We start from the raw sequence: 23,236 nt of genomic DNA, 5'->3' as shown, positions 1-23,236 counted from the left end.
TGCCCCCTCGTTTATCATTGCTGTGTCATTGCGTCGGGCGCGAATCCGAGCGCGCCCAATTCGGCTGTTTATATCGTGCTTGTTCGCCGGATGACACCGGCTTTCCATCCCGCCGCCCATCGCCGCGGCCCGCGAAATGGCCGGGATTTCGGGGGCTGGTAGAAGGGGCGCATTTAAGTATACTGCGCGCAATGCAACGGCAGGGGGCAGATATGCGAAAGACGGGACTTTTGGCCGGTCTGGCCGCGGTGAGTTTGACGGCAGCCGGGATCATCGCGATGGCGGCGGCACCAGCGGCTGCCGATATGTTCGCCAGCAAGAACCGCGCGGGGCTCTTTGCCTCGCAGAAAAGCATCCTCGATAATCGGGCGTCCAAACAATATTCCGCCTCCGTGCGGCTGCAACCGCCCAAGGTCGTCACCCCGACGAAATGGGACGTGCCGAAATACAACGGGTCTTACAAAGGGGCCTTTCTAACCCATGCCCGTGCCGCGGCCACGCGCCACGGCATCCCGGTCGATCTGTTTTTGCGGCTGGTGCAGCAGGAAAGCGGGTGGAACCCCAAGGCGCTGTCGCACAAGGGGGCGATGGGGCTGGCGCAGTTGATGCCGCAGACCGCGCGGGCGCTGCGTGTCGATCCCGCCGATCCGGTGCAAAACCTCGAAGGCGGGGCGCGTTACCTCAAGATGCAGTACCGCGCTTTCGGCAGTTGGGAGCTGGCGCTGGCCGCCTATAACGCGGGGCCGGGGGCGGTGAAGAAATACGGGGGCATCCCGCCCTACAAGGAAACCCGCAATTACGTTAAAGTGATCACGGGCAGTTAAGTCATTGATATTTATGGGGTTGGCGCTGCGCTTGGGCGTTTGTCCGCCTATTTGCACCCCCGTAAGCCCCTTTGGCATCGGCCCCCTTGGGAACCGCCGGGGCAATCGTGGTGTTCTCTGATCAGAAACTTTGCAGCGGGGCATTCTCGCCGCAGAGAAGAAAGATCAAAGGAGAACGACATGCTGACGAATATGAAAAACATCGCCCTTGCCGCTGGTGTAAGTGTTATCGCGCTGAGCGGCTCTGCCTTCGCCGATGACAAGATCATGGTCTCGAAAATCGACGTCGAATCTTCTGTCGCCGCCGCGGCTGACAGCAATGCCATGGATTTCTATCCTGACCTGGAAGAAGACCTGCGCGCCGAAGTGGCAGAGCGCGTGCCGATGAGCAGCGATGGCTCCGATCCGCAGATCAAGATCGACATCCGCAAAATCTCTCTGAACGGCGCGACAATGCTGCCCGACAGCAAGGAATTCAACGAGTTGGAAGGCGTTGTTGATATCACAAGCCCCACTGGTGACAACGCCGGCCTGAGCTTCCCGGTGATGATTTCGGCCTATAGCGGCGATGAGATCGCGCCCGAAGGCTATGTGAACGTGCAGCCCTCTGAGACCGAGTTCTATGTGGCGCTCGTCTCTACCTTCGCTGACGTGGTCGCCGAAGGTCTGGCCAATGTGAACACTGCCGGTTCGCCCGTTGATCCCTAAATCCGGGTTTGATTTGGCCGTGTTGGCCGGATCGTCATAACCTCAGGCCGTTCCCCCTTAGATAGCCTGAGGCATGAGGCGTGGTTCTTCGGAACCGCGCCTTTTTTCATTCCGCCGCCGTGCCTGTCTCGATCACCGGCTCCATCTCGGCGAATTGCTGGGCGGAGAGGTGGCATTTGATCTCATGGCCATCGGCCATGGTCACCATCGGCGGCACCTCGCGTTCGCAAAGATCACCCGGCACCTGCGACTTCCACCGGCAGCGCGTCTGGAAGGGGCAGCCCGGGGGCGGGTTCATCGCCGAGGGCACGTCGCCTTCTAGCACGATGTGTTTCTTTTTCACCTTGGTATCGGCAATCGGCACCGCGCTTAGCAGCGCTTCGGTATAGGGGTGATAGGGCGGGGCGAAAACCTGATCGGTGTCGCCCAGTTCAACCACATGGCCCAGATACATCACCATCACCCGGTCGGAGAGATAGCGCACGATGGACAGGTCATGGGAGATGAACAAAAGCGTCGTCTTCTGCTCGCGCTGGATCTCCATCAGCAGGTCGGTGACGGCGGCCTGTACGCTCACGTCGAGGGCCGAGACCGGCTCATCCGCCACCACGATCCGCGCATCCCCGGCAAAGGCGCGGGCGATGCCGACGCGCTGCTTTTGCCCGCCCGAGAGTTGGCGCGGCATCCGGCCTGCGAATTCGCGGGGCAGTTTCACCAGATCGAGCAGTTCGAGCATGCGCTGGCGGCGCTCTTTCTCATTCTTGCCGATGCGGAAAATCTCCAATGCGCGGATGATCTGCCGCCCCACGGTCATTGAGGGGTTGAGCGTGTCGAAGGGGTTTTGAAACACCATCTGCACATCGGCCACGTTCTTGGTCGTGCGGTCATCAATCGGCACGCCGCCGATGTCCTGCCCGTCGAGGTAGATATGCCCCTCGGTCGCCGTCTCTAGCCCCATCAGCACCTTGGCGAATGTGGACTTGCCGCAGCCCGACTCGCCCACGATGGCGAGGGTTTCGCTTTCATGGGCCTCGAAGCTGAGGGATTCATTGGCTTTGACTACTTTGGTATTGCCGCCGCCGAACATGGCATTGGCCGCGACTTGGTAGTATTTCTTGAGCTTGTCCATCTTGAGGACGACCTCACCGACATCGCTCTTTTCCTTGACCTCGGCCAGCTCCAAGGGCGCTTGCCAGTCGATCTCTTGAAACCGAATGCAACGGGTCTCATGCCGGTCGTTGCCGGGCACGCTCTCCATCGGGATCGGCGCGGCGTCGCAGCGGCCGGGGACGAAATAGTCGCAGCGCGGGCCGAAGTTGCAGCCCGGCGGGCGTTCGTGGGGCAGGGGGAAATTGCCCGGAATGGCCTTCAGGGGCCGCGCGTTCTTGTCGGCCCCCGGCAGCGGGATCGAGCGGAACAGCGCCTGCGTATAGGGATGCTGCATCTCGTCAAAGACATCCTCGATCGAGCCTTTCTCGACCGCTTCGCCCGAGTACATCACGCAGATCCGGTCGCAGGTTTCCAGCACCAGCCCGAGGTTGTGCGAGATGAACAGCATCGAAGTGCCGTATTTCTTGCCGAGATCCTTCACCAATTCCACCACCGCCGCCTCAACGGTCACGTCGAGCGCGGTTGTTGGCTCATCAAGGATCAAGAGCGAGGGTTCGGACATCAGCGCCATGGCGATGACGATACGCTGCTGCTGGCCGCCTGATAGCTGGTGCGGATAGGCCTTCAGGATGCGCTCGGGGTCCGGCAGTTTCACGTCCGTGACCACTTGCAGGGCCCGGGCATAGGCTTCCTTCTCGGACATGCCGGCGTGGATCATCGGCACTTCCATCAGCTGTTTGCCGATCCGCATGGCGGGGTTGAGGCTGGCCATCGGCTCTTGATAGATCATCGCGATCTCACTGCCGCGAATGTCGCGCAGTTCTTCGGCGCTCATCTCGCTCAGGTCGCGTCCCTTGAACTTGATAGAGCCGCCGACGATCCGGCCATTGCGGCCCAGATCCTGCATCACGCCCAGCGCCACGGTGGATTTGCCGCAGCCGCTCTCGCCCACCAGCCCCACGGCCTCGCCCGGTTGGACGTTGACGGAGAAGTCCATCACGGCGGGGATTTCCCGCAGGCGGGTGAAAAAGGAGATCGACAGGTTGTTGATCTCAAGAATGGGACCGTCGTAATCAGTCTTTGGCATTTGGCTCTCCCAGTCGGGGGATCAAAAGGGGCCGGGAGGGCTCGCCCCCCGGAGGATGTTTCTTAGTCGCGCAGGGATTCTTCGCGCAGGCCATCGGCCAGGAGGTTCAGACCCAGCACGAGGCTCAGCAGCGCCAGCGCAGGCGCGATGGCGGCATGCGGGTAGAGCGACAGCAGGCGGCGGCCCGCGTTGATCGTGCTGCCCCAATCGGGGCTCTCGCTCTCCAGCCCCAGACCGAAGAAGCCCAGCGTGCCCAGAAGGATCGTGGTATAACCGATGCGCAGGCAGAAATCGACGATCAGCGGCCCGCGCGCATTGGGCAGGATTTCCCATAGCATGATATACCACGGGCCTTCGCCACGGGTCTGGGCGGCGGCGACGTAGTCGCGGGTTTTGATGTCGAGGGCCAAGCCGCGCACAATGCGGAACACCGTGGGCGAGTTCACGAAGACCACCGAGACAAAGACCACCAGCACACCGGGGTCGATGTCGAAAAGGTCGATCATGCTCGGCAGGCCGGGAATGCGGTAGCTGTCTGTCGCTACGATCGCCCCGTCGGTGGAGACCAGCGACAGGTAGAGCCAGCCGACCACCCCAAGCACCACGATCAAGAGCGGCGTGCGGAACGAAGGTTGCGTGTAGTAGCGCGCGTTCAACAGCACGGCGAGGAAGATCAGCGGGAAGATGAATAGGAAGACCGCCATGTAGTTCGGGATGCCGGTGAGCACGATCTCGGGCGTGACCAGCAGGTAGAAGAGCAGGATCACCGGGAAGGCGAGGATCAGGTTCGCCAGAAAGCTCAGCACCGTGTCCAACCGCCCGCCATAGTATCCCGCAGGCAGGCCCAGCGTGATCCCCACCATAAAGGCAAAGAGCGTTGCCATCGGCGCGATCTGCACCACGACCCAAGACCCTTTGATCAGCCGGGAGAAGACATCGCGGGCAAGGTTGTCACCGCCCAGAAGGAACCAAGGGTATTCGCCTTCATCCGGGCTGCGCTGGGGCGTGCCGGGCAGTTTGTTCTTCATCCCCGAGGTCTGGCTGAGGCTGTCATGCGTCACCAACAGGTCGAACAGCCCGCCGAAGATGCCGGTGTAGACCCAGAACATGACGATGGCGAAACCGATCATGCCGACGGTGCTGTCAAATAGCTTGCCGTAAAGGCCGAGCCGCCGCTTGAAGTGGATAGAGAGGGCGAAGGTCAGGATCAGCGCGATCCACACGGGCAGCATCTGCTGCGACATGCCGCCGATGATGCCCGCCTGCGGCCCCATGAAGGCGCCTGCGATGATATAGATCAGCAGCACGAGGATCAGCAGCGCAAAGAGCAGGATCACCGCCCGGTTCACCCCGCCCGCCAGCCCGGCTTGCCGGGCGACGGTTCCGTCCGGGTTGATCTGGCGTGCTTCACTGGCGGGAAAGAAGGAAACGACGATCTGCACCGCCACGGCCAAGGCCAGAAGCACCGCAAGACCGAGGAAGATGATGTTGAGCCCCGCAAGCGACCCGGTCCATGTCAAAGGTTCCATGTCCAAGCTCCCTTAAGAAATGCGAATGCGCGGGTTGAGGAAAACATAGCCGATGTCCGAAATCAGCTGCGTCACGAGGACGACGATCACCGACACGACAGAGACAGCCAGCAGCAGTTCGATGTCGTTATTGGCCGCGGCCTGCACCAGCAGCCAACCGAAGCCCTTGTAGTTGAACAGGGTCTCGACGATCACCACGCCGTTCAAGAGCCACGGGATTTGCAGCATGATCACGGTGAAGGGCGCAATGAGTGCGTTGCGCAGCGCGTGTTTCAGCACGATCTCCGAGAATTTCACGCCCTTGAGCCTTGCGGTGCGGATATATTGCGCGGTCATCACCTCGGTCATCGAGGCCCGTGTCATCCGCGCGATATAGCCCATACCGTAGAGCGAGATGGTCAGCACCGGCAGGAAGAAGTTCCAGAAGTTCGCGTCTTTCATGGCAGAGGTGGCCGAGCCCAGAAACAGTGTCTTGCTGTCGATCCAGCCCCATTCGGCCAAAAGCGGCGACAGGCCAAAGCGCGAGGAGGCGAGTACCGCGATGAAGATCACCCCCGAGACATATTCAGGCGTCGCCGTGGTGGCGATGGAGAAGGTGGAAAGCGAGCGGTCGAGCTTGGAGCCTTCGCGCATCCCCGCCAGCACGCCCACGATCAGCGCCGAGGGGACCATCAGCACCAGCACCCAGAACATCAGCTTGCCGGTAAGTGCCAGACGGGTCAGCACCGTTTCGCCCACCGGCTCCTTGAAGACGGTCGAGAACCCCCAATCGCCTTGCAGGATGCCGCAGCGGGTGGGGCGCTCCTCCACCGGGGTGCCGGGAGCGAAACAGCGGCCAAAGGTTTCCTCGGGCGTCTCGCCTTCCGTGACCCAGCCGGGCAGCACGCCCAGCCATTCGCCGAATTTGTCGACAGTGGGCTGCAAATAGCCGCGGTCTTCGAGGTAGCTGGCCACGGCCTCGTCCGACATGCGGAAGTTGCCTTGGGTCTTGGCAAGTTTTTCGAGGTTCGGATAGAGATTGGTCAGCCAGAATACGATGAACGTCAGGCAGAGCGCCGTCAGCAACATCACACCCAGCCGGCGCAAAATGAATAGTCCCATGTGGTCCCCTGTAGCAGGGTCGGGCGGTGACTTGGCCCGACGATGCGGCCTTTTGGCCTTTTTAATTGGTGCGGCGCCTTGGGGGCGCCGGTTCTGTTCGCGGCAGGTTTTCTCTGCCTTGTTGCGCTGGGGTGCCGAAGACCTTTTGGCGGTTTTTCTGGCAGCCTGCGCTTGTTCATTGCCCCGCCCCTGTGCAGAGGGGTTCAGCCATGAGGCACGGAAATCACCCGCGCGTCAACATTCGGCTGAGGAGTTTGGAGGAGTTTTTGCGACATCCTGAGGGTCTGAAAGCGACATTTCGGCCCGGCTCTCAGCGCAGTTTGCTGGGGGGCAGGCCGCTGTGCTGTTGCATGAAACGGGTGAAATAGGCGGCAGAGCCGAAGCCCAAGGTGGCAGCGATTTCGGCAGCGGTGTGATTGGTCTCGGCCAACAGGCGACGGGCGGCGTGGCAACTGCGCTCGGTCAGAAGGTCAGCGGCGGATTTGCCGGTAGCTGCCTTCACGGCGCGGGTCAGATGGGTTGGGGTCACGCCGAGAGCTGCGGCGTGTTCGGCCATGCTGGTGCCCTTGGGGGCGCCTTGAGTGACCAAGGCGCAGAAGCGCGCGCTCAGCCTGTCGCCTGCCTTGGGCCGGGGGGCGGTATGGGCCTCTGCCATGATCTGGCGGCGCAGCCAGACCGACATCAGCGCCACCTGCGCTTTGAGCGCATCTTGGTGCAGGGGGCGGGCCTGTTGGACCTCCCGTTGAGTCTGTTCGATAAGGGTTGCGATCTCCGATTGCGCGGCCCCATCGCGGATGCGCAATTGGCGCGGGGTCTTGGGCAGGCTTTCGTCACTGTCTTTGGGGATCAGCAGCGCATGGCCCAGACATTGATAGCCTAGCTCCAGCGCGAAGAGCGACCGCGCCGGTATCCAAAGCGCGTTATGCGGGCTGATGCCGCGGCGTTGGCCATCGAGCAGCAGCCGCCCTTGGCCCCGGGTGATCCAGATCAAAAGATGGTGGTCGCGGTCGTGCGCGAGGGTCAGCCGCCAATCTTGCCCCGCCGAAAGCTGGGCCAAGGTCTGGGTCTGAATCTCTGTCACGGGCACACGGCGCTTTCGTTGAGAAATGGAAACCTTACAAGGGTAATCTTCAACGTCAGGCTAGCGGAGGGTTGGGATAACGCAAGAAATTCCGCCCGCTCGGCGGCTATTCTGGCGTCACCCGCTGCCAATCTGCCATCTTACTGCGCATCCAAGTGCGCTGCCGCTTGGCAAAACGGCGGGTGGCGACCACGGCAGCCTCGCGGGCGCGGTGCAATGGCCAGTCGCCGTCGAGGTGGCGGATCAGTTCCGGCACGCCGATGGCGCGATGGGCGGGCAGGGATGGGTCATAGCGCGGGCGAAGGGCGGCGACCTCTTCCAAGGCGCCTTGCTTTAGCATCAGGTCAAAGCGCTGCGCGATGCGGGCGTTCAGCCAATCCCGCTCGACATCGAAGACGATCGGCAGACAATCCGCCAGCGGCAAAAGCGGCGCGCCGGTGTCGCGCTGCCAGTCCGACAGGCCGCGCCCGGTGGCCTGCCACACTTCCCAAGCGCGTTGCACCCGCGCGCGGTTGCGTTGGTCGAGGCCTGCGGCGGTTTCGGCGTCCAGCCCCGCCAACAGGTCTTCGAGTGCCATCTCGTCGCCTTGGGCGCGCACCTCTACCGGGGTGGCCGGAATCTCGGCCAGCCCCTGCGTCAGGGCAGAGAAGTAAAGCCCGGTGCCCCCGGTGATGATCACCCGCTGGTCGCCGCCCAGCAGCGGGGCCACTTCGCGCAGCCAATGGCCGGTGGAATAGGGCGCATCTTCGGCCAGATGACCATAAAGCAGATGCGGCGCGCGGGCCTCTTCCTCGGGCGAGGGGCGGGCGCTGATGATGCGCAGGGGGGCGTAGACCTGACTGGCATCGGCGTTGACGATCACACCGCCCTGCGCCTCGGCAATGGCGAGGGCAAGGGCGGATTTGCCACTGGCGGTCGGCCCGGCGATCAACACCGGCCGTTCGGGCGGCAAGCCTTGCAACAGGGCGTCCATCTGGGCCTTGGGAATATCCGGCATTTCTTTGCGTCTTCCTTACGTCCCGCATTGAACCTTGGGCGTATTTGCGACATTTTGGCGCGAAATGAAAACCCTTCACCGCCGCAAGGCTTAAATCTCCCCCGGTTGGTGAAATAGTAAGGTGTGCCCGATGTCCCAAGACACCCCCCAAGTCTCCTTTAACCGCGTGATGCTAAAGATTTCCGGGGAGGCGCTGATGGGTGACCTCGGCTATGGTCTGCATCCGCCAACCGTTGAGCGCATCGCCCGTGAGGTGCAATCGGTGCACAGTCTGGGCGTCGAAATCTGCATGGTGATCGGCGGCGGCAACATCTTCCGCGGGCTGCAAGGCTCGGCGCAGGGGATGGAGCGGACCACGGCGGATTACATGGGGATGCTCGCCACCGTCATGAACGCGCTGGCGATGCAATCGGCGCTCGAAGGTCTGGGCATCCACACCCGCGTGATCAGCGCCATCACCATGAACGAAGTGGCCGAGCCCTATATTCGCCGCCGCGCCGTGCGCCACCTTGAGAAGAAGCGGGTCTGCATCTTTGCCGCGGGCACCGGCAACCCCTATTTCACCACCGACACCGCCGCGACCCTGCGCGCCAATGAGATGTCCTGCGAGGCGATCTTCAAGGGCACCAAGGTCGACGGTGTCTATGACAAGGACCCGGCCAAGTTCGACGATGCGAAACGCTATGATCTGGTGAGCTATGACGACGTGCTGCAAAAGCGGCTCGGCGTGATGGACGCCTCTGCCATCGCGCTGGCGCGGGACAACAACCTGCCGATCATCGTCTTCTCGCTGGATGAGCCGGGCGGCTTCCAAGGTATCTTGGCGGGGCAGGGCACCTATACCCGCGTCGGGTAACTCCGCCCGCATTCCAAGGCATCGCCCCGCGGCAGGGCGATTGACCTGATGCTGCCCGCGTCTCTCACAACAGGGGCGCGGGGCGCGCATGGTGGCGCAACAATGGGCAGTTGTGAAAGCGCCGCGCCACCGTTAGAAAGCCGTAACGCAAGGAAACAACAAGCAGGCTCGCCATGTCAGACGAATTTATGCTCGATACCGATGATCTTGAACGGCGGATGAACGGCGCGATTGCGTCGCTTCGGACCGAGTTCGCATCACTGCGCACGGGGCGTGGCTCGGCCTCCATGCTGGAGCCGGTGATGGTCGAGGCTTATGGCCAGATGACCCCGGTGAACCAAGTCGGCACCGTCAACGTGCCGGAGCCGCGCATGGTTACGATCAACGTCTGGGACAAGGGTCTCGTCGGCAAGGTCGAGAAGGCCATTCGCGAAAGCGGACTGGGCATCAACCCGCAGCTCAATGGCACCATCATCATGCTGCCGATCCCCGAACTGAACGAAGAGCGCCGCACCCAGTTGACCAAGGTCGCAGGGCAATATGCCGAACACGCGCGCGTTTCGATCCGCAACATCCGCCGCGACGGGATGGACCAGATCAAGAAAGCCAAGAACGACGGCGCCATGTCCGAGGACGACCAGAAAATCTGGGAAGGCGAAGTGCAGGATCTGACCAACCGTTTCATCACGCTCATCGATGAACAGCTTGAGACGAAACAGGCCGAAATCATGCAAGTCTGACCCCGCCAAGACGCAGGGAAACAGCACTTGAAAGAAAAAGGTCGAGACATGAGCACCGCCGAAATTCAGCCCCAAACGATACCCGGCGGGCCACGCCATGTGGCGATCATCATGGACGGCAATGGCCGTTGGGCCACCCAACGCGGGCGGCCCCGGCTTTTTGGGCATCACGCCGGCGCCAAACGCGTGCGCGAGATCGTCGAATGCTGCCCCGATGTGGGGGTCGAGTATCTGACGATCTTTGCCTTCTCGACCGAAAATTGGAAACGCACGCAGGTCGAAGTGGCGGGGCTTATGTCCCTGTTTCGGCGCTATATTTCCAAGGAAATGCGCAGCCTCAGCGACTATGGCGCGCGGGTGCGGTTCATTGGGGATCGCGACCGGCTGGATGACAAGCTGATCAAGCTCATGGGAGAGCTTGAGGCCCACACCGCGCATAACACCCGCATTAATCTGACGATTGCGCTGAATTACGGGGGCCGCGACGAAGTGGCCCGCGCCACGCATCGCTTGGCCCAAGATGTGGCCAGCGGCAAACTTGACCCCGATAGCGTGGACGAAGAGACCCTGCCGCGCTACCTCGATACCCATGTGCTGCCCGACCCCGATCTGGTGATCCGCACCAGCGGCGAGGCGCGGATTTCGAACTTTCTGCTGTGGCAATCGGCCTATGCGGAATATGAGTTCATCGACACGCTGTGGCCGGATTTCACCCGCGAGGAATTCGCCCGGCTCTGCGCCGCCTATGGCGGGCGCGACAGGCGGTTCGGTGCGGTCAAGACCTGAGGAGAGCTGCGATGAAATCACCTGAACAATGGTCCGACCTACGCGCCCGCATGCTGTCGGCCAGCGCGATGATCCTGATCGGTCTTTTGGGCATCTGGTTGGGCGGCACCGTCTTTCATCTGCTGGTGGCGCTGATCTGCGGCATGATGGTCTGGGAATTGGTCGGCATGCTGCGCGGGCAGGGGCAAGCGGCGGCTTGGCAATTGGGGCTGGTGACCGCGGCGGCGGTGCTGGCGTCGGTCTATCTGCCGGTGGGCTTTGGCCTGCCGCTTTTGCTGGCCCCGGCGCTGGCGGGTTTCGCACTATTGAGCGCCAACCGCACGCTTTACATGAGCTTTACCGCGCTGATCCTGCTGGCGGGCTTTGGTCTGATCCAGCTGCGCGATGACATGGGCTTTGGCTGGTTGATGTGGCTGGTGCTGGTGGTCGTGGTGACCGATGTGGTGGGCTATTTCGCAGGCCGCGCCATCGGCGGGCCCAAATTCTGGCCCAAGGTCAGCCCCAAGAAAACATGGTCCGGCACCGCCTCGGGCTGGGTCGGGGCGGCTGTTGTTGGGCTGATTTTTTCGTTCAACACAGGCTTTGGCCTGCAACTCGTTGGCATCTCGGTGGCGCTGTCGATGGCCTCTCAGATGGGCGATATGGCGGAGTCGGGCATGAAGCGGAAGATGGGCGTCAAAGACAGCTCCGCGCTGATCCCCGGCCATGGCGGCCTGTTGGACCGTTTTGACGGGATGCTGGGCGCCGCCGTTTTCTTGCTGATCGTCGGGCCGCTGATCGGTTTCCCGCCGGGTGTGAACTGACCCGCTATGCCGCGCAAGATTTCGATACTGGGGGCGACCGGGTCCATCGGTCAAAACACGATTGACCTGATCCGCCGCGCGCCCGACGCCTATGAGGTCGTGGCCCTGACCGGCGCGGGCAATATCGCGCAATTGGCCAAGGATGCCATTGCGCTGAAGGCCGATGTGGCCGTCACCGCCCGCGAAGACCTGCTGGATGATCTGCGCGACGCGCTCAGCGGTAGCGGTGTCGAAGCCGCTGCGGGGGCCGAGGCGATCACCGAGGCCGCATCGCGCCCGGCGGATTGGACCATGTCGGCGATCATCGGTGCGGCGGGGCTGGCACCGGGGCTGGCGGCGCTGCGCCAAGGTGGCACGCTGGCACTGGCCAACAAGGAATCGCTGGTCTGCGCCGGGGCGTTGATCATGGGCGAGGCCGCGCGCCACGGCGCGACGATCCTGCCCGTGGACAGTGAACATTCCGCCGTGTTTCAGGCGCTCGTTGGCGAAGATATGGCCGCGGTGGAGCGTGTCATCATCACCGCCAGCGGCGGCGCGTTTCGCGATTGGCCGCTCGAAGACCTTGCCCATGCGACGCTCGACCAAGCCTCAAGCCATCCCAATTGGGATATGGGGCAGCGTATCACCATCGACTCGGCGTCGATGTTTAACAAGGCGATGGAAGTCATTGAAACGCGTGAGTTTTTTGGCGTCTCGCCGGAGGCGATCGAGGTGCTGGTGCATCCGCAGTCGATGATCCATGCGCTGGTAGGTTTCTGCGACGGTGGCTTGATGGCCCATGTCGGCCCCGCGGATATGCGCCATGCCATCGGCTATGCGCTGCACCACCCCGCGCGCGGGCATCTGCCGGTCGAGCGTTTGGACCTGACCAAGATCGGACGTTTCGATTTCACCGCCCCCGATGACGCCCGCTGGCCTGCGCTGCGGCTCGCGCGGGACGTCATGGCGGCCGGCGGTCTGATGGGCGCGGTTTTTAACGCGGCCAAAGAAGTGGCGCTTGACGGTTTCATCGACGGGCGGCTGCGCTTCACGCAGATGGCCGAGATCGTCGAAGAGGTGCTGGAGCGCCGCGCCGAAGAGGCTGCGCAGGGCCGCGACCACATGACACTTGAACTGGTGGCGCAGGCGGACCATCTCGCACGCAGGGCGGCAGAGGCCGCAATTCAGAAAAAGGCAGGGTAGCACGTTGGACATCATGGGATTTTTGCCGGAGTTCGGCGGGCTGATCTGGACGATACTGGCCTTTGTCGTGGCGCTGTCGGTGATCGTGGCGATCCACGAATACGGCCATTACATCGTTGGCCGTTGGACCGGGATCAAGGCGGATGTCTTCAGCCTTGGTTTCGGCCCGGTGCTTTTCTCCCGCGTCGACAAACGCGGCACGCGCTGGCAGTTCGCGCTGCTGCCCTTTGGCGGCTATGTGAAATTCGCAGGCGACTCCAACGCGGCCTCGGGCAAGGATGAGACCGCTATGGAAGCGCTCGCCGACGACCCCGAGGCGCTGCGCCACACGATGCACGGCGCGCCGCTCTATGCCCGCGCGCTGACCGTGGCGGCGGGGCCGGTGTTTAACTTTGCCCTGTCGATCATCATTTTCTTCGCCGTGGCGATGACGGCGGGCACCGCCCGTGATCCGCTGACCGTGGGCGCGCTGCGCGCGCTGCCGAGTGACGCCTATGAGTTGGCTCCGGGCGATATTCTGCGCGCGGTCGAAGGCACCCCGGTGCCGTCCCTCTCTGCCGGGGAAGGCTATGGCGATTTCCTGACCAACCTGCCGCAGGAAGCGGTGCTGAGCTATGACATCACCCGCGATGGCGAAGAGCTGACCGTGCCCGGCCCCTATCTGATGCCGCCGCTGGTCAGCAACGTCGCCCCGCAATCGGCGGCGCAAGAGGCCGGTCTGCGCAGTGGCGATGTGATCACCGCCGTGAATGGGCAAGAGATCGTGGCTTTTGGGGAATTGAAAGAGGTGGTCGAAGCCTCCGAAGGGGCCCCGCAGGAGTTGACCGTCTGGCGCGATGGCGAGAGCTTGCCTTTCACTCTTGTCCCCAAAGCCACGGATGAGCCGCAGCCCGATGGCAGTTTCAAACAAAACCTGCGCATCGGCATCGTTGGCGGCATGGCCTTCGTGCCTGCGACCGATACCCCCGGCGTGGGTGAGGCGCTCGGCACCGGTTTGGATAACACTTGGCGCATCATCACCGGCTCGATCTCGGGCCTGCGTGAGATGATCGTCGGCAATATTAGCACCTGCAACCTCAGCGGCCCGGTGGGCATCGCCCAGACTTCGGGCGCGATGGCCAGCCAAGGGGCGCAGTCCTTCATCTATTTCATCGCGGTGCTGAGCACGGCGGTCGGTCTGCTGAACCTCTTCCCGATCCCGGCCTTGGACGGCGGGCATCTCGTGTTCTACGCCTATGAGGCGGTGACCGGCAAACCGCCCAGCGATGGCGCGCTGCGCTTTTTGATGAGCATCGGCATCGCCTTAGTGCTGACCCTGATGCTCTTTGCGCTTGGCAACGATCTGTTCTGCCCGTAAGCGGCGCAACGATAGCGAAAGACAGCCCTGCCTTGCCCTTCGGGGCAGGGCGCAATGCCTTCAAATGGCCACAATTGAACAAAATCGTGCCGCAATCTCTGGCTATGGTTCCCCTTCATCGAGAAGGAACGGAAGATGCACGTCTTGCAAGGAACATACCGCGGCCTGAGCCTGCTTTTGGACCTGAACTGGGACCGTGCGTTCTTTGGTGCGGCCATCGCGGCGGCGCTTTCCGCCGGGGCCTTTGTCGCCTCTCTCTGACCGCTGCGAGCTGCCGGTTCGGGCAGTTTCACACGATCTTGTCCCATCATGTCATTCTGGCTCAAGATGCCGCATGATATGGTATATTTTTCCCGCCGTTGCTTTTGACAAACCCCGTTAACCTGCGTAGTCAGGTTGACAACAATGTCGTAAAAAAACGGGTCGGTGTAATGGGACTGAGGAACGAGGGCAGAATGCCCGTCGAATGGGCGCAGCGCAGCAATGTCGGCAAGACCCTTCGGGGGGCATCGCTTTGTGTCATGTTGTCCGTCGCGTGGCTCGTGCCCGGCAGCCAAGCGCAGGCGCAGCAATATCAGTTCAACACGGTCGTCATCGACGGCAATGAGCGGATTGGCGACAGCGCCATTTTGCGCCGCGCGGGCATCGGGCGCGGGCAGGCGGTGACGGGTGGTCAGTTGAACGACGCCTACCAGAACCTGCAAAACTCGGGCCTTTTCGAATCCGTCTCGCTTGAGCCGCAGGGCGGTACGCTGGTGATCACGGTGGTCGAACTGCCGACGCTGAACCGCGTCAGTTTTGAGGGCAACCGCCGCATCAAGGATGAGATGCTGGCCGAACTCATCGGCTCGACCGAGCGGCGGGTGTTCAACCCCAGCCAAGCCGAGCAAGACGCCGCCGCCATTGCGGAGGCTTATAGCAACGAGGGGCGCCTGTCGGCCCGCGTGCAGCCGCGCATCATCCGCCGCGACCAGAACCGCGTCGATCTGGTGTTCGAGATTTTCGAAGGCGACAATGTCGAGATCGAGCGTCTGAGCTTTGTCGGCAACCGCGTCTATTCCGACCGCCGCCTGCGCCGCGTTCTGGGCACCAAGCAAGCCGGTCTGTTCCGCCGCTTGGTCAAACGCGACACCTATGTTGAGGGCCGCGTCGAGGCCGATAAACAGTTGCTGCGGGATTTTTACCTGTCGCGCGGCTATGTCGACATGCGCACCGAGGCGGTGAATGCCGAGTTGACCGAAGAGCGTGATGGCGTCTTTGTGGCCTATAACATCACCGAGGGGCAGCAGTTCCGTTTCGGCGAAGTGAAGCTGGAATCCGAAGTGCCCGGCCTGAATGCGGCGGCCTATCGCGACCTGCTCAAGATCCGCCCCGGCGTGATCTATTCCCCGACCCTGATCGAGAATGACATCGCCCGGATCGAGCGCCAAGCGATCCGCGATGGCGTCGATTTCCTGCGCGTCGAGCCGGTGATCGACCGCAACGACCGCGATCTGTCGCTCAACGTGACCTACAAACTCTCCCGTGGGGAGCGTATCTTTGTTGAGCGGATCGACATCGAAGGCAACACCACCACGCTTGACCGTGTGATCCGGCGCGAGTTCGACAGCGTTGAGGGGGACCCCTTCAACCCGCGCGAAATCCGCCAAGCGGCGGAACGCATCCGCGCGTTGCAGTATTTTGAGACGGCAGAGGTTAATGCCCGCCAAGGCTCCAGCCCCGAGCAGGTCGTGATCGACGTGGATGTGGAAGAGAAGCCCACAGGCTCACTGAACTTCGGCGGCTCCTTCTCGAACAACGACGGTTTCGGTGTGGCGGTCAGCTTCCAAGAGGAAAACTTCCTCGGGCGCGGCCAGCGGTTGAACCTGTCGATCTCCACCGCCGAGGATGCCACCCGCTATGGCGTGACCTTTGTCGAGCCGCGCTTCCTTGGCCGCGACGTGGCGCTTGGCCTCAAGCTGGACTACGCCGAGACCAATTCTTCCTACACCAGCTATGACACCGAACGTCTGGTGTTCCAGCCCAGCCTGACCTTCCCGGTGAGCGAGAATGGCCGTCTGTCGACGCGCTATACCCTCGAAGGGATCGAGATGCTGGAGCGGGAGGACGAAGACAACAGCGCCACCATCGCGAATGAAATCGCAGAGGGCGCGGTCTTTTCCTCCTCCGTCGGCTACACCTATACCTATGACACCCGTCGCAGCGGGCTGGACCCGACGCAGGGCGTTCTGTTCGAGTTCGGGCAGGACTTCGCCGGGCTGGGCGGCGACAACGAATATATCAAGACCACGGCCAAGATCGCGGGCGAAAAGCGCATCTTTAACGAGGAAGTCACCCTGCGTGCCACGCTCGAAGGTGGTGCGCTGTCTTGGAACAGCGGCACCAACCGCGCGGTGGACCGTTTCATCCTTGGCCCATCCATCATGCGCGGCTTTGAGCCGGGCGGCATCGGGCCGCGCGACCAGAGCAATGGTGTGGACGATGCGCTTGGCGGTAACCTCTTTGCCGTTGCCCGTTTCGAGGCGGAGTTCCCGCTGGGTCTGCCTGAGGAATATGGCATCACCGGCGGCGTCTTCTATGACGTGGGCAATCTGTGGGACCTGAGTGATGTCGACACGTCCGGCGGCACCATCGTCGGCGAAAGCGGTTCGTTCCGCCATGTGATCGGCGTCTCGGTCTTCTGGGACACGCCGCTTGGCCCGCTTCAGTTCAACGTCTCCGACGCGCTGAAGAAAGAGAGCTTTGACAAAGAGCAGAGCTTTGAGGTCACCCTGCGGACCACGTTCTAAGCCCATGCGCCGCGCCTTCATCCCCTTGGTGATGATGCTGGCCGGGGCCGCCCCCGGCCTTGCGCAGCACGGGCCCGTGGCAGACCCTCAGACAAACACGCCCGCCCCGGCGCGGGGCGGCGTGATCAGCCCGGTGCTGACCATCGATTCCGAACGTCTGTTCCGCGACAGTGCCTTTGGCCAGCGCGTCAGCCGCGAGATCGAAGCCCAGAGCGAGGAGCTTGCCGCGGAGAACCGCGAGATCGAAGCGGCGCTTGAGGCGGAAGAGCGCGAACTCACCGAAAAACGCTCTCAGCTGAAACCGGCGCAGTTCCGGCTTTTGGCCGACGCCTTTGACGAAAAGGTGCAGCGCACAAGGGCAGAGCAGGCGGCGAAGAACCGGGCGCTGAGCGAGGCGCTGGACCTTGAGCGCGAGCGGTTTCTGGCCGCTGCGGCCCCGGTGCTTGAACAGTTGATGCGCAATTCCGACGCGGCGGTCATTCTGGAGCGGCGGCGGGTCTTTGTCTCGTCCTCTGCGATCGAGGTTACGGATGGGGCGATTGCGCTTTTGGACGAGACGATCGGCAGCGGGCTGACGGACGCCGAGTAAGCGCCGCAGCTGCCGGGATGCTTGCCCCCGGCCGCCCGAATTGGTAGCCCTTCGGCAACCTTCTGAGACAAAGGACAGTCCATGACCGAAGAGCTGCTGCGCGCCGATATCCAAATGATCCAGCGCATCCTGCCGCACCGCTATCCCTTTTTGCTGGTCGACAAGGTCGAAGAGATCGCGGGCACCGAGAGTGCTGTCGGCTACAAGAACGTCACCATGAACGAGCCGCATTTTCAGGGCCATTTCCCCGGCACGCCGATCATGCCGGGCGTGACGATTGTGGAGGCAATGGCCCAGACTGCGGGTGTGATGGTGGGCACGGCCCTCGGCATGCAGGACCGCGACATGCTGATCTATTTCATGTCCATCGACAAATGTAAGTTCCGCCGCAAGGTTGGCCCCGGTGATGTGCTGCGGATGGACCTCAAGACCCTGCGCGGCAAGCCGGGTGCGAAAATCTGGAAGTTCGGCGGCGTGGCCACCGTTGAGGGTGAAATGGCCGCCGAGGCCGAGTTCATGGCGATGTTGGACCTCCCGCAGGACGCGGCATGAGCAATATCCACCCCAGTGCCGTGATCGAAGAGGGCGCGCAGATCGACCCTTCGGCGCGCGTCGGCCCCTTCTGCGTGGTCGGGCCCGAGGTCGTGTTAAAGGCGGATGTGGAGCTGAAATCCCATGTCGTCGTCACCGGTCGGACCGAGGTCGGCGCAGGCACGGTGATCTTCTCTTTCGCGGTGATCGGTGAAATTCCGCAGGATCTGAAGTTCAAGGGCGAAGCCAGCCGTCTGGTCATCGGGGAGCGGAACCGTATCCGCGAACATGTCACCATGAACTGCGGCACCGAAGGCGGCGGCGGGGTGACCCGGGTGGGTGATGACGGGCTCTTCATGGCCGGCTGCCACATCGCTCATGACGCTGTGGTTGGCAATCGCGTGATCGTGGTGAACAACGCCGCCGTTGCCGGGCATTGCGTGCTCGAAGATGACGTGATTATCGGCGGGCTGTCTGGCATTCATCAATGGGTGCGGATCGGGCAGGGTGCGATCATCGGCGCGGTGACCATGGTGACGAATGACGTGATCCCCTACGGCCTCGTGCAAGCGCCGCGCGGTGATCTTGACGGGCTGAACCTTGTTGGGCTGAAACGCGCGGGCGTGGCGCGCAGCGACATCACAGCGCTCAGGGCCGCGTTCCAGATGCTGGCGCAGGGCGAGGGGACATTCTCCGACCGGGCGCGGCGTTTGGGGGACGAGACCCAAAGCGATTACGTCCGCCAGATCGTCGATTTTGTCATGGCCGACACGGGCCGCCATTTCCTGACGCCGAAATGAGCCTTGCGCTGATCGCCGGGCGCGGCGGCCTGCCCGCGCGGGTGGCGGCGGCGCAGGACGTGCCGCCCCTGGTCTGCGCCTATGAGGGCTGCGCGCCCGATGGGCTGAAGGCCGATCTGACCTTCCGGTTGGAGACTTTGGGCAGCCTGCTTACGCATCTTCTGGGCCTTGGCATCCGCGAGGTTTGCCTCTGCGGTGCGATTGACCGTCCTACGCTCGATCCTGCCAAGCTCGACATGCGCACCGCACCTCTCGTGCCGCAGTTCAAAGCCGCCCTTGCGGCGGGCGACAATGGCGCGCTTGAGGTGATCAAGACGATTTTCGAAGATCACGGCCTGCGGGTGGTTGGGGCCGATGAACTGGTCCCGGACCTGCTGGCCGACAGCGGTGTGCTGTCCCGCGAGCGGCCCGACGATCAGATGCGCCGGGATGCGGCGCGCGGCACGGCGGTGCTGGACGGGTTGGCAAGCTTGGACATCGGGCAGGCCTGCGTGATCGGGCGTGAACAGGTCTATGGGGTCGAGACCATTGGGGGCACGGATCACCTGCTTGCGACCCTGCCAGAAGCGGTACAGGGCGCGCGCGCAGTGCTTTGCAAAGGCCCGAAAACTGGCCAAATCCGTGAGATCGACCTGCCGACCATCGGCCCCGACACGCTGCGCGCCGCCCATGCGGCGGGGCTGGCGGGCGTGGTGGTCAAGGCGGGTGGGGTGATGCTGCTGGAGCGGGACGCTTGCGTGGCGCTGGCAGATGAATTGGGATTGGTGCTTTGGGTCCGAGAGGGGGACGCGGGATGAAGGTGTTCATTCTGGCAGGCGAGCCTTCGGGCGACCGGTTGGGCGGCGCGCTGATGGCGGGGCTGAAAGAGCTCTGCCCCGAGGTGACATTCGACGGCATCGGTGGGCCGCAGATGATGGCTGAGGGGCTGGAAAGCCGCTTCAATATGGATGAGCTCAGCGTCATGGGGCTGGCCGAAATCCTGCCGAAATACCGCGCGCTGATGGCTCGGATCAACGAGACGGCGCAGGCGGTGATTGAAACCAAGCCAGATGTGCTCATCACCATCGACAGCCCCGATTTCTCATTGCGCGTGGCGCGCAAGGTGAAAGAGAAATCCGACATCAGAACAGTGCATTACGTGGCCCCAACCGTCTGGGCATGGCGCCCCGGCAGGGCCGAGAAGATGGCCCGTTCCGTCGATCACGTCCTCGCCCTGTTCCCCTTCGAGCCGCCCTATATGGAAGCGGCGGGCATGGCTTGTGATTTCGTCGGCCACCCGGTGGTGGCCGAGCCCGTGGCCGATGACGCCGCCGCGGCGTCGTTCCGCGCCGAACACCGCCTCGCCGATGCGCCCTTGCTGCTTGCCCTGCCCGGTTCGCGCCGGGGCGAGGTCTCGCGGCTGGCGCCGGTGTTTCAGCAGGTCGTCGCGCGATTGGTCGAGGCCGAGCCGTCCTTGCGTGTCGTCGTCCCTGCGGCGGCCCCCGTGGCGGCCTTGGTCAAACAGGTCACGCGCAACTGGGCGGGCAACCCGCTGGTGCTGGACCCGCGCGACCAAAGTGCCGAGGCTTTCACTGCCAGCAAGCGCGCCGCCTTCCGCGCGGCGGATGTGGCGCTTGCGGCCTCGGGCACCGTGTCGCTGGAACTGGCCGCTGTGAACACGCCGATGGTCATCGCTTATGACATGAATTGGATCAGCCGCCAGATCATCGGTCGGATGCTGCGGGTGGATACGGTGACGCTGGTCAACCTCGTTTCGGAAACCCGCGTTGTGCCGGAGTTCATCGGCGCGAACTGCCGCCCCGGCCCGATTGCCGAAGGGGTTTTGCAAGTGCTGCGCGCGCCCGGCGCCCAGAAGGACGCCATGGCGCTGACGATGCAGCGTCTGGGGCAGGGGGGTGAGGCTCCCGGCCTGCGCGCCGCGCGGGCGGTGCTGGCGCGGCTCTAGGGGCCGTCAGCCCCGGTGGATCCAGCCGCCGCCGAAAATGCGCGTGCTTTCAGGATCATAGAAAACACAGGCCTGCCCGGGAGAGACGCCTTCCTCGGCGGTGAGTAGCTCGACCTCGGCCTCCGTCTCGCTGATCGGGCGCAGGATTGCATCGCGCGGTGGACGGGTAGAGCGCACCCGCACGGCGATGTTCCATTCCGCCTGCGAGGTCAGGGGCGCATCGCCCAACCAATTGATCTCGCGCACCGGGATCTTGCGGGTGGCGAGCATGGATTTCGGACCGACGACAACTTCTTTGCGCTCTGGGTCGAGCTTCACGACATAAAGCGGATCGGCAAGACCGCCGATGCCGAGGCCGCGGCGCTGGCCGATGGTGTAATGGATCACGCCCTCGTGGCTGCCCAGTACATTGCCCTCGGTGTCGACGATATTGCCCGGATCGGCGGCCTCGGGGCGCAGCTTGCGGATCACCGCAGCGTAGTCGCCGTTCGGGACAAAGCAGATGTCCTGACTGTCGGGCTTGTCGGCAACCTCCAACCCGTATTTCGCGGCGAGCTTGCGGGTGTCGTCCTTGCTCGGCAGATGGCCCAGCGGGAAGCGCAGGTAGGAAAGCTGCTCTTCGGTGGTGGAGAAGAGGAAATAGCTCTGGTCGCGGTTGCCATCGGCGGCGGCATGAAGCTCCGGCCCGTTCTCACCCATCTTGCGCTGGATATAGTGACCGGTGGCCATGCAGTCGGCCTCCAGATCCTTGGCGGTTTCCAGCAGGTCCTTGAACTTCACCCGCTCGTTGCAGCGGATGCAGGGCACGGGCGTGGCGCCGCCGAGGTAGCTGTCGGCAAACTCGTCGATCACGGCGTCCTTGAAGACGTTCTCATAGTCCAGCACGTAATGCGGGAAGCCCATCTCTTCGGCCACGCGACGGGCATCTTGAATGTCGAGCCCCGCGCAGCAGGCGCCTTTCTTGGCCAGCGCCGCGCCGTGATCGTAAAGCTGTAGGGTGACGCCCACAACATCATAGCCCTCGTCCTTGAGCATGGCCGCGACGACGGAACTGTCCACGCCGCCCGACATCGCCACGACGACGCGCGTATCGGCAGGCGCTTTGGCAAAGCCAAGCGAATTGAGCGGCGGGGTCTGATCAAGGGCCATGGGTCTCTCCGGAGTTTGTGCGCGAATATAGGAAAATCCTACCTAGTCACAAGGGCGGGCTTCACGCCGCGTTAAGGCAGGTGGGGGTTATTGGACGCCAAAACAATGGCGGATGATGCGATGTACCTGAAAAAAGTCGATGGGCCACGGTCTGTTACCCTCGCTGACGGGAGCGTGATGTCCCGCGCCGATTTGCCAAGCGCCGATACCCGCAGATGGGTCGCCTCGCGCAAGGCGGCGGTGGTGCGGGGGGTGGTCTATGGGCTGATCACCCAATCCGAAGCGCTGGAGCGTTACGGCATCAGTGATGAGGAATTTATGGAGTGGTTACATGCGGTTACCGAACATGGGGAGGCGGCGCTGAAAGCCACGGCCTTGAAAAAATATAGACAACTTTAAGTTGTTAATCTATCCTATCGAGTATCGGTAACGGGTAGTTAACCTTTTTTGCTCAGGGTGAGCCCATCGTCCAAGATGAGCCGGAGTAACCGAAATGCGTGTATTGTTAGTTGAAGACGACCCAACGACCTCTCGCAGTATCGAACTGATGCTGACCCATGCGAATCTTAACGTCTACGCCACCGACCTGGGCGAAGAGGGAATCGATCTGGCCAAGCTTTACGATTATGATTTGATCCTGCTCGACCTCGATCTGCCGGATATGAACGGCCATGACGTGCTGCGCCAGTTGCGGCTCGCCCGGATCGAGACGCCGATCCTGATCCTCTCGGGCTCCGACGATACGGAAAATAAGCTGAGGGGCTTCGGCTTCGGCGCCGACGATTATTTGACCAAACCCTTTCATCGGGAGGAATTGGTCGCCCGGATCCATGCCATCATTCGGCGGTCCAAGGGGCATTCGCAATCCATTATCAAGACGGGCCAAGTGTCGGTGAACCTTGATGCCAAGACCGTCAGCGTGAATGATTCCCCCGTGCATTTGACGGGCAAGGAATATCAGATGCTCGAACTCCTGAGCCTGCGGAAGGGCACCACCCTAACCAAGGAAATGTTTCTCAACCACCTCTATGGCGGCATGGATGAGCCTGAGTTGAAGATCATTGATGTCTTCATTTGCAAACTTCGCAAGAAACTGAGCCAAGCCACTGGCGGGGAGAGCTATATCGAGACGGTCTGGGGCCGCGGCTATGTGCTGCGCGATCCTGACCCGGTCGAGATGGATTTGGCCGCCAGCGCCTGATCCCCCTCGGCCCCGGCTTGAAATCATTCGCCCTGAAATCGCTAGACCTGCCCCTGATCGCCACCTATCTA

The 23,236-nt window shown here is 62.6% G+C and carries 23 protein-coding genes; 17 read left to right on the top strand and 6 right to left on the bottom strand.

Going from position 1 to position 23,236, the window contains the following annotated elements; genetic code table 11:
- Positions 1 to 278: 278 nt before the first annotated feature.
- Complete coding sequence (locus J7392_RS18895) at positions 279 to 824, top strand: lytic transglycosylase domain-containing protein (protein ID WP_209218963.1); 546 nt, start codon at positions 279 to 281, stop codon at positions 822 to 824.
- 180 nt (positions 825 to 1,004) lie between these two features.
- Positions 1,005 to 1,532, top strand: a complete 528-nt coding sequence (locus J7392_RS18890; RefSeq protein WP_209218906.1) for a hypothetical protein — start codon at positions 1,005 to 1,007, stop codon at positions 1,530 to 1,532.
- Positions 1,533 to 1,638: 106 nt separating this feature from the next.
- Here the strand turns inward: J7392_RS18890 and J7392_RS18885 are convergent, their stop codons facing one another.
- The 5 genes from J7392_RS18885 to miaA all read right to left on the bottom strand — a co-directional run bounded on the left by J7392_RS18885 (position 1,639) and on the right by miaA (position 8,437).
- A complete protein-coding gene (locus J7392_RS18885; RefSeq protein ID WP_209218905.1) occupies positions 1,639 to 3,729 on the bottom strand; it encodes an ABC transporter ATP-binding protein in 2,091 nt (696 codons plus the stop codon).
- A 62-nt stretch (positions 3,730 to 3,791) separates the two neighbouring features.
- A complete protein-coding gene (locus J7392_RS18880; RefSeq protein WP_209218904.1) occupies positions 3,792 to 5,258 on the bottom strand; it encodes an ABC transporter permease in 1,467 nt (488 codons plus the stop codon).
- Between the two features lie 12 nt (positions 5,259 to 5,270).
- Complete coding sequence (locus J7392_RS18875; RefSeq protein ID WP_209218903.1) at positions 5,271 to 6,359, bottom strand: ABC transporter permease; 1,089 nt, start codon at positions 6,357 to 6,359, stop codon at positions 5,271 to 5,273.
- Positions 6,360 to 6,669: 310 nt separating this feature from the next.
- Positions 6,670 to 7,440, bottom strand: a complete 771-nt coding sequence (locus J7392_RS18870) for a helix-turn-helix domain-containing protein (RefSeq protein ID WP_209218902.1) — start codon at positions 7,438 to 7,440, stop codon at positions 6,670 to 6,672.
- 106 nt (positions 7,441 to 7,546) lie between these two features.
- On the bottom strand, positions 7,547 to 8,437 hold the full coding sequence (gene miaA, locus J7392_RS18865; protein ID WP_209218901.1) for a tRNA (adenosine(37)-N6)-dimethylallyltransferase MiaA: 891 nt from the start codon (positions 8,435 to 8,437) through the stop codon (positions 7,547 to 7,549).
- A gap of 130 nt (positions 8,438 to 8,567) precedes the next feature.
- On the opposite strand from miaA, the gene pyrH reads away from it, so the two are divergent.
- The 13 genes from pyrH to lpxB all read left to right on the top strand — a co-directional run bounded on the left by pyrH (position 8,568) and on the right by lpxB (position 20,815).
- Positions 8,568 to 9,293, top strand: a complete 726-nt coding sequence (pyrH, locus tag J7392_RS18860; RefSeq protein ID WP_067261559.1) for a UMP kinase — start codon at positions 8,568 to 8,570, stop codon at positions 9,291 to 9,293.
- A gap of 173 nt (positions 9,294 to 9,466) precedes the next feature.
- On the top strand, positions 9,467 to 10,033 hold the full coding sequence (frr, locus tag J7392_RS18855) for a ribosome recycling factor (protein ID WP_067261561.1): 567 nt from the start codon (positions 9,467 to 9,469) through the stop codon (positions 10,031 to 10,033).
- A 48-nt stretch (positions 10,034 to 10,081) separates the two neighbouring features.
- Entirely contained in the window at positions 10,082 to 10,819 is a 738-nt protein-coding gene (gene uppS, locus J7392_RS18850) for a polyprenyl diphosphate synthase (protein ID WP_067261562.1), read from the top strand.
- A gap of 11 nt (positions 10,820 to 10,830) precedes the next feature.
- Positions 10,831 to 11,622 carry a phosphatidate cytidylyltransferase gene (locus J7392_RS18845; protein WP_067261564.1) on the top strand — a complete coding sequence of 264 codons (792 nt, stop codon included), beginning with the start codon at positions 10,831 to 10,833 and terminating at the stop codon, positions 11,620 to 11,622.
- A gap of 6 nt (positions 11,623 to 11,628) precedes the next feature.
- Positions 11,629 to 12,804, top strand: coding sequence for a 1-deoxy-D-xylulose-5-phosphate reductoisomerase (gene dxr, locus J7392_RS18840; RefSeq protein ID WP_209218900.1), 1,176 nt, complete (start codon positions 11,629 to 11,631; stop codon positions 12,802 to 12,804).
- Positions 12,805 to 12,808: 4 nt separating this feature from the next.
- Complete coding sequence (gene rseP / locus J7392_RS18835) at positions 12,809 to 14,161, top strand: RIP metalloprotease RseP (protein ID WP_209218899.1); 1,353 nt, start codon at positions 12,809 to 12,811, stop codon at positions 14,159 to 14,161.
- Positions 14,162 to 14,296: 135 nt separating this feature from the next.
- On the top strand, positions 14,297 to 14,422 hold the full coding sequence (locus J7392_RS24375) for a hypothetical protein (RefSeq protein ID WP_269451576.1): 126 nt from the start codon (positions 14,297 to 14,299) through the stop codon (positions 14,420 to 14,422).
- A 194-nt stretch (positions 14,423 to 14,616) separates the two neighbouring features.
- On the top strand, positions 14,617 to 16,950 hold the full coding sequence (gene bamA, locus J7392_RS18830; protein WP_209218898.1) for an outer membrane protein assembly factor BamA: 2,334 nt from the start codon (positions 14,617 to 14,619) through the stop codon (positions 16,948 to 16,950).
- 4 nt (positions 16,951 to 16,954) lie between these two features.
- The gene (locus tag J7392_RS18825; protein ID WP_209218897.1) at positions 16,955 to 17,539 is read left to right on the top strand and encodes an OmpH family outer membrane protein; all 585 of its coding nucleotides are present in this window, start codon (positions 16,955 to 16,957) and stop codon (positions 17,537 to 17,539) included.
- 81 nt (positions 17,540 to 17,620) lie between these two features.
- Positions 17,621 to 18,091 carry a 3-hydroxyacyl-ACP dehydratase FabZ gene (gene fabZ, locus J7392_RS18820; RefSeq protein WP_067264885.1) on the top strand — a complete coding sequence of 157 codons (471 nt, stop codon included), beginning with the start codon at positions 17,621 to 17,623 and terminating at the stop codon, positions 18,089 to 18,091.
- The gene (lpxA, locus tag J7392_RS18815) at positions 18,088 to 18,870 is read left to right on the top strand and encodes an acyl-ACP--UDP-N-acetylglucosamine O-acyltransferase (protein WP_136720306.1); all 783 of its coding nucleotides are present in this window, start codon (positions 18,088 to 18,090) and stop codon (positions 18,868 to 18,870) included. Before fabZ ends, lpxA begins: the two co-directional genes overlap by 4 nt.
- Positions 18,867 to 19,667 (top strand): UDP-2,3-diacylglucosamine diphosphatase LpxI, encoded by an 801-nt coding sequence (gene lpxI, locus J7392_RS18810; protein ID WP_209218896.1) that lies wholly within the window; start codon positions 18,867 to 18,869, stop codon positions 19,665 to 19,667. The genes lpxA and lpxI overlap by 4 nt, the downstream gene beginning before the upstream one ends.
- Complete coding sequence (gene lpxB, locus J7392_RS18805; protein WP_209218895.1) at positions 19,664 to 20,815, top strand: lipid-A-disaccharide synthase; 1,152 nt, start codon at positions 19,664 to 19,666, stop codon at positions 20,813 to 20,815. Before lpxI ends, lpxB begins: the two co-directional genes overlap by 4 nt.
- A 6-nt stretch (positions 20,816 to 20,821) precedes the next feature.
- Here the strand turns inward: lpxB and mnmA are convergent, their stop codons facing one another.
- The gene (mnmA, locus tag J7392_RS18800; protein WP_209218894.1) at positions 20,822 to 21,964 is read right to left on the bottom strand and encodes a tRNA 2-thiouridine(34) synthase MnmA; all 1,143 of its coding nucleotides are present in this window, start codon (positions 21,962 to 21,964) and stop codon (positions 20,822 to 20,824) included.
- Between the two features lie 120 nt (positions 21,965 to 22,084).
- Here mnmA and J7392_RS18795 point away from each other — a divergent pair, with 120 nt between their 5' ends.
- Positions 22,085 to 22,363 (top strand): DUF1153 domain-containing protein, encoded by a 279-nt coding sequence (locus tag J7392_RS18795; protein WP_067266163.1) that lies wholly within the window; start codon positions 22,085 to 22,087, stop codon positions 22,361 to 22,363.
- Positions 22,364 to 22,457: 94 nt separating this feature from the next.
- Positions 22,458 to 23,165, top strand: a complete 708-nt coding sequence (locus J7392_RS18790; RefSeq protein ID WP_209218893.1) for a response regulator transcription factor CtrA — start codon at positions 22,458 to 22,460, stop codon at positions 23,163 to 23,165.
- Positions 23,166 to 23,236: the final 71 nt, after the last annotated feature.

It is taken from the genome of Sulfitobacter sp. R18_1, from assembly GCF_017743915.1.
Classification (GTDB): domain Bacteria; phylum Pseudomonadota; class Alphaproteobacteria; order Rhodobacterales; family Rhodobacteraceae; genus Sulfitobacter; species Sulfitobacter faviae.
Note: the sequence above shows the minus strand (reverse complement) of the source record. Positions and strands in the feature narration are given on the sequence as shown.

Bases quoted from the DNA above. Each gene is read 5' to 3' on its own strand.
- fabZ (WP_067264885.1), top strand. From the start codon at position 17,621: ATGACCGAAGAGCTGCTGCGCGCCGATATCCAAATGATCCAGCGCATC.
- lpxA (WP_136720306.1), top strand. From the start codon at position 18,088: ATGAGCAATATCCACCCCAGTGCCGTGATCGAAGAGGGCGCGCAGATC.
- J7392_RS18875 (WP_209218903.1), bottom strand. From the start codon at position 6,359: ATGGGACTATTCATTTTGCGCCGGCTGGGTGTGATGTTGCTGACGGCG.
- dxr (WP_209218900.1), top strand. From the start codon at position 11,629: ATGCCGCGCAAGATTTCGATACTGGGGGCGACCGGGTCCATCGGTCAA.
- J7392_RS18825 (WP_209218897.1), top strand. From the start codon at position 16,955: ATGCGCCGCGCCTTCATCCCCTTGGTGATGATGCTGGCCGGGGCCGCC.
- J7392_RS18895 (WP_209218963.1), top strand. From the start codon at position 279: ATGGCGGCGGCACCAGCGGCTGCCGATATGTTCGCCAGCAAGAACCGC.
- lpxB (WP_209218895.1), top strand. From the start codon at position 19,664: ATGAAGGTGTTCATTCTGGCAGGCGAGCCTTCGGGCGACCGGTTGGGC.
- J7392_RS24375 (WP_269451576.1), top strand. From the start codon at position 14,297: ATGCACGTCTTGCAAGGAACATACCGCGGCCTGAGCCTGCTTTTGGAC.
- J7392_RS18885 (WP_209218905.1), bottom strand. From the start codon at position 3,729: ATGCCAAAGACTGATTACGACGGTCCCATTCTTGAGATCAACAACCTG.
- J7392_RS18795 (WP_067266163.1), top strand. From the start codon at position 22,085: ATGTACCTGAAAAAAGTCGATGGGCCACGGTCTGTTACCCTCGCTGAC.
- J7392_RS18845 (WP_067261564.1), top strand. From the start codon at position 10,831: ATGAAATCACCTGAACAATGGTCCGACCTACGCGCCCGCATGCTGTCG.
- miaA (WP_209218901.1), bottom strand. From the start codon at position 8,437: ATGCCGGATATTCCCAAGGCCCAGATGGACGCCCTGTTGCAAGGCTTG.
- J7392_RS18890 (WP_209218906.1), top strand. From the start codon at position 1,005: ATGCTGACGAATATGAAAAACATCGCCCTTGCCGCTGGTGTAAGTGTT.
- pyrH (WP_067261559.1), top strand. From the start codon at position 8,568: ATGTCCCAAGACACCCCCCAAGTCTCCTTTAACCGCGTGATGCTAAAG.
- uppS (WP_067261562.1), top strand. From the start codon at position 10,082: ATGAGCACCGCCGAAATTCAGCCCCAAACGATACCCGGCGGGCCACGC.
- lpxI (WP_209218896.1), top strand. From the start codon at position 18,867: ATGAGCCTTGCGCTGATCGCCGGGCGCGGCGGCCTGCCCGCGCGGGTG.
- bamA (WP_209218898.1), top strand. From the start codon at position 14,617: ATGCCCGTCGAATGGGCGCAGCGCAGCAATGTCGGCAAGACCCTTCGG.
- J7392_RS18880 (WP_209218904.1), bottom strand. From the start codon at position 5,258: ATGGAACCTTTGACATGGACCGGGTCGCTTGCGGGGCTCAACATCATC.
- mnmA (WP_209218894.1), bottom strand. From the start codon at position 21,964: ATGGCCCTTGATCAGACCCCGCCGCTCAATTCGCTTGGCTTTGCCAAA.
- J7392_RS18790 (WP_209218893.1), top strand. From the start codon at position 22,458: ATGCGTGTATTGTTAGTTGAAGACGACCCAACGACCTCTCGCAGTATC.
- frr (WP_067261561.1), top strand. From the start codon at position 9,467: ATGTCAGACGAATTTATGCTCGATACCGATGATCTTGAACGGCGGATG.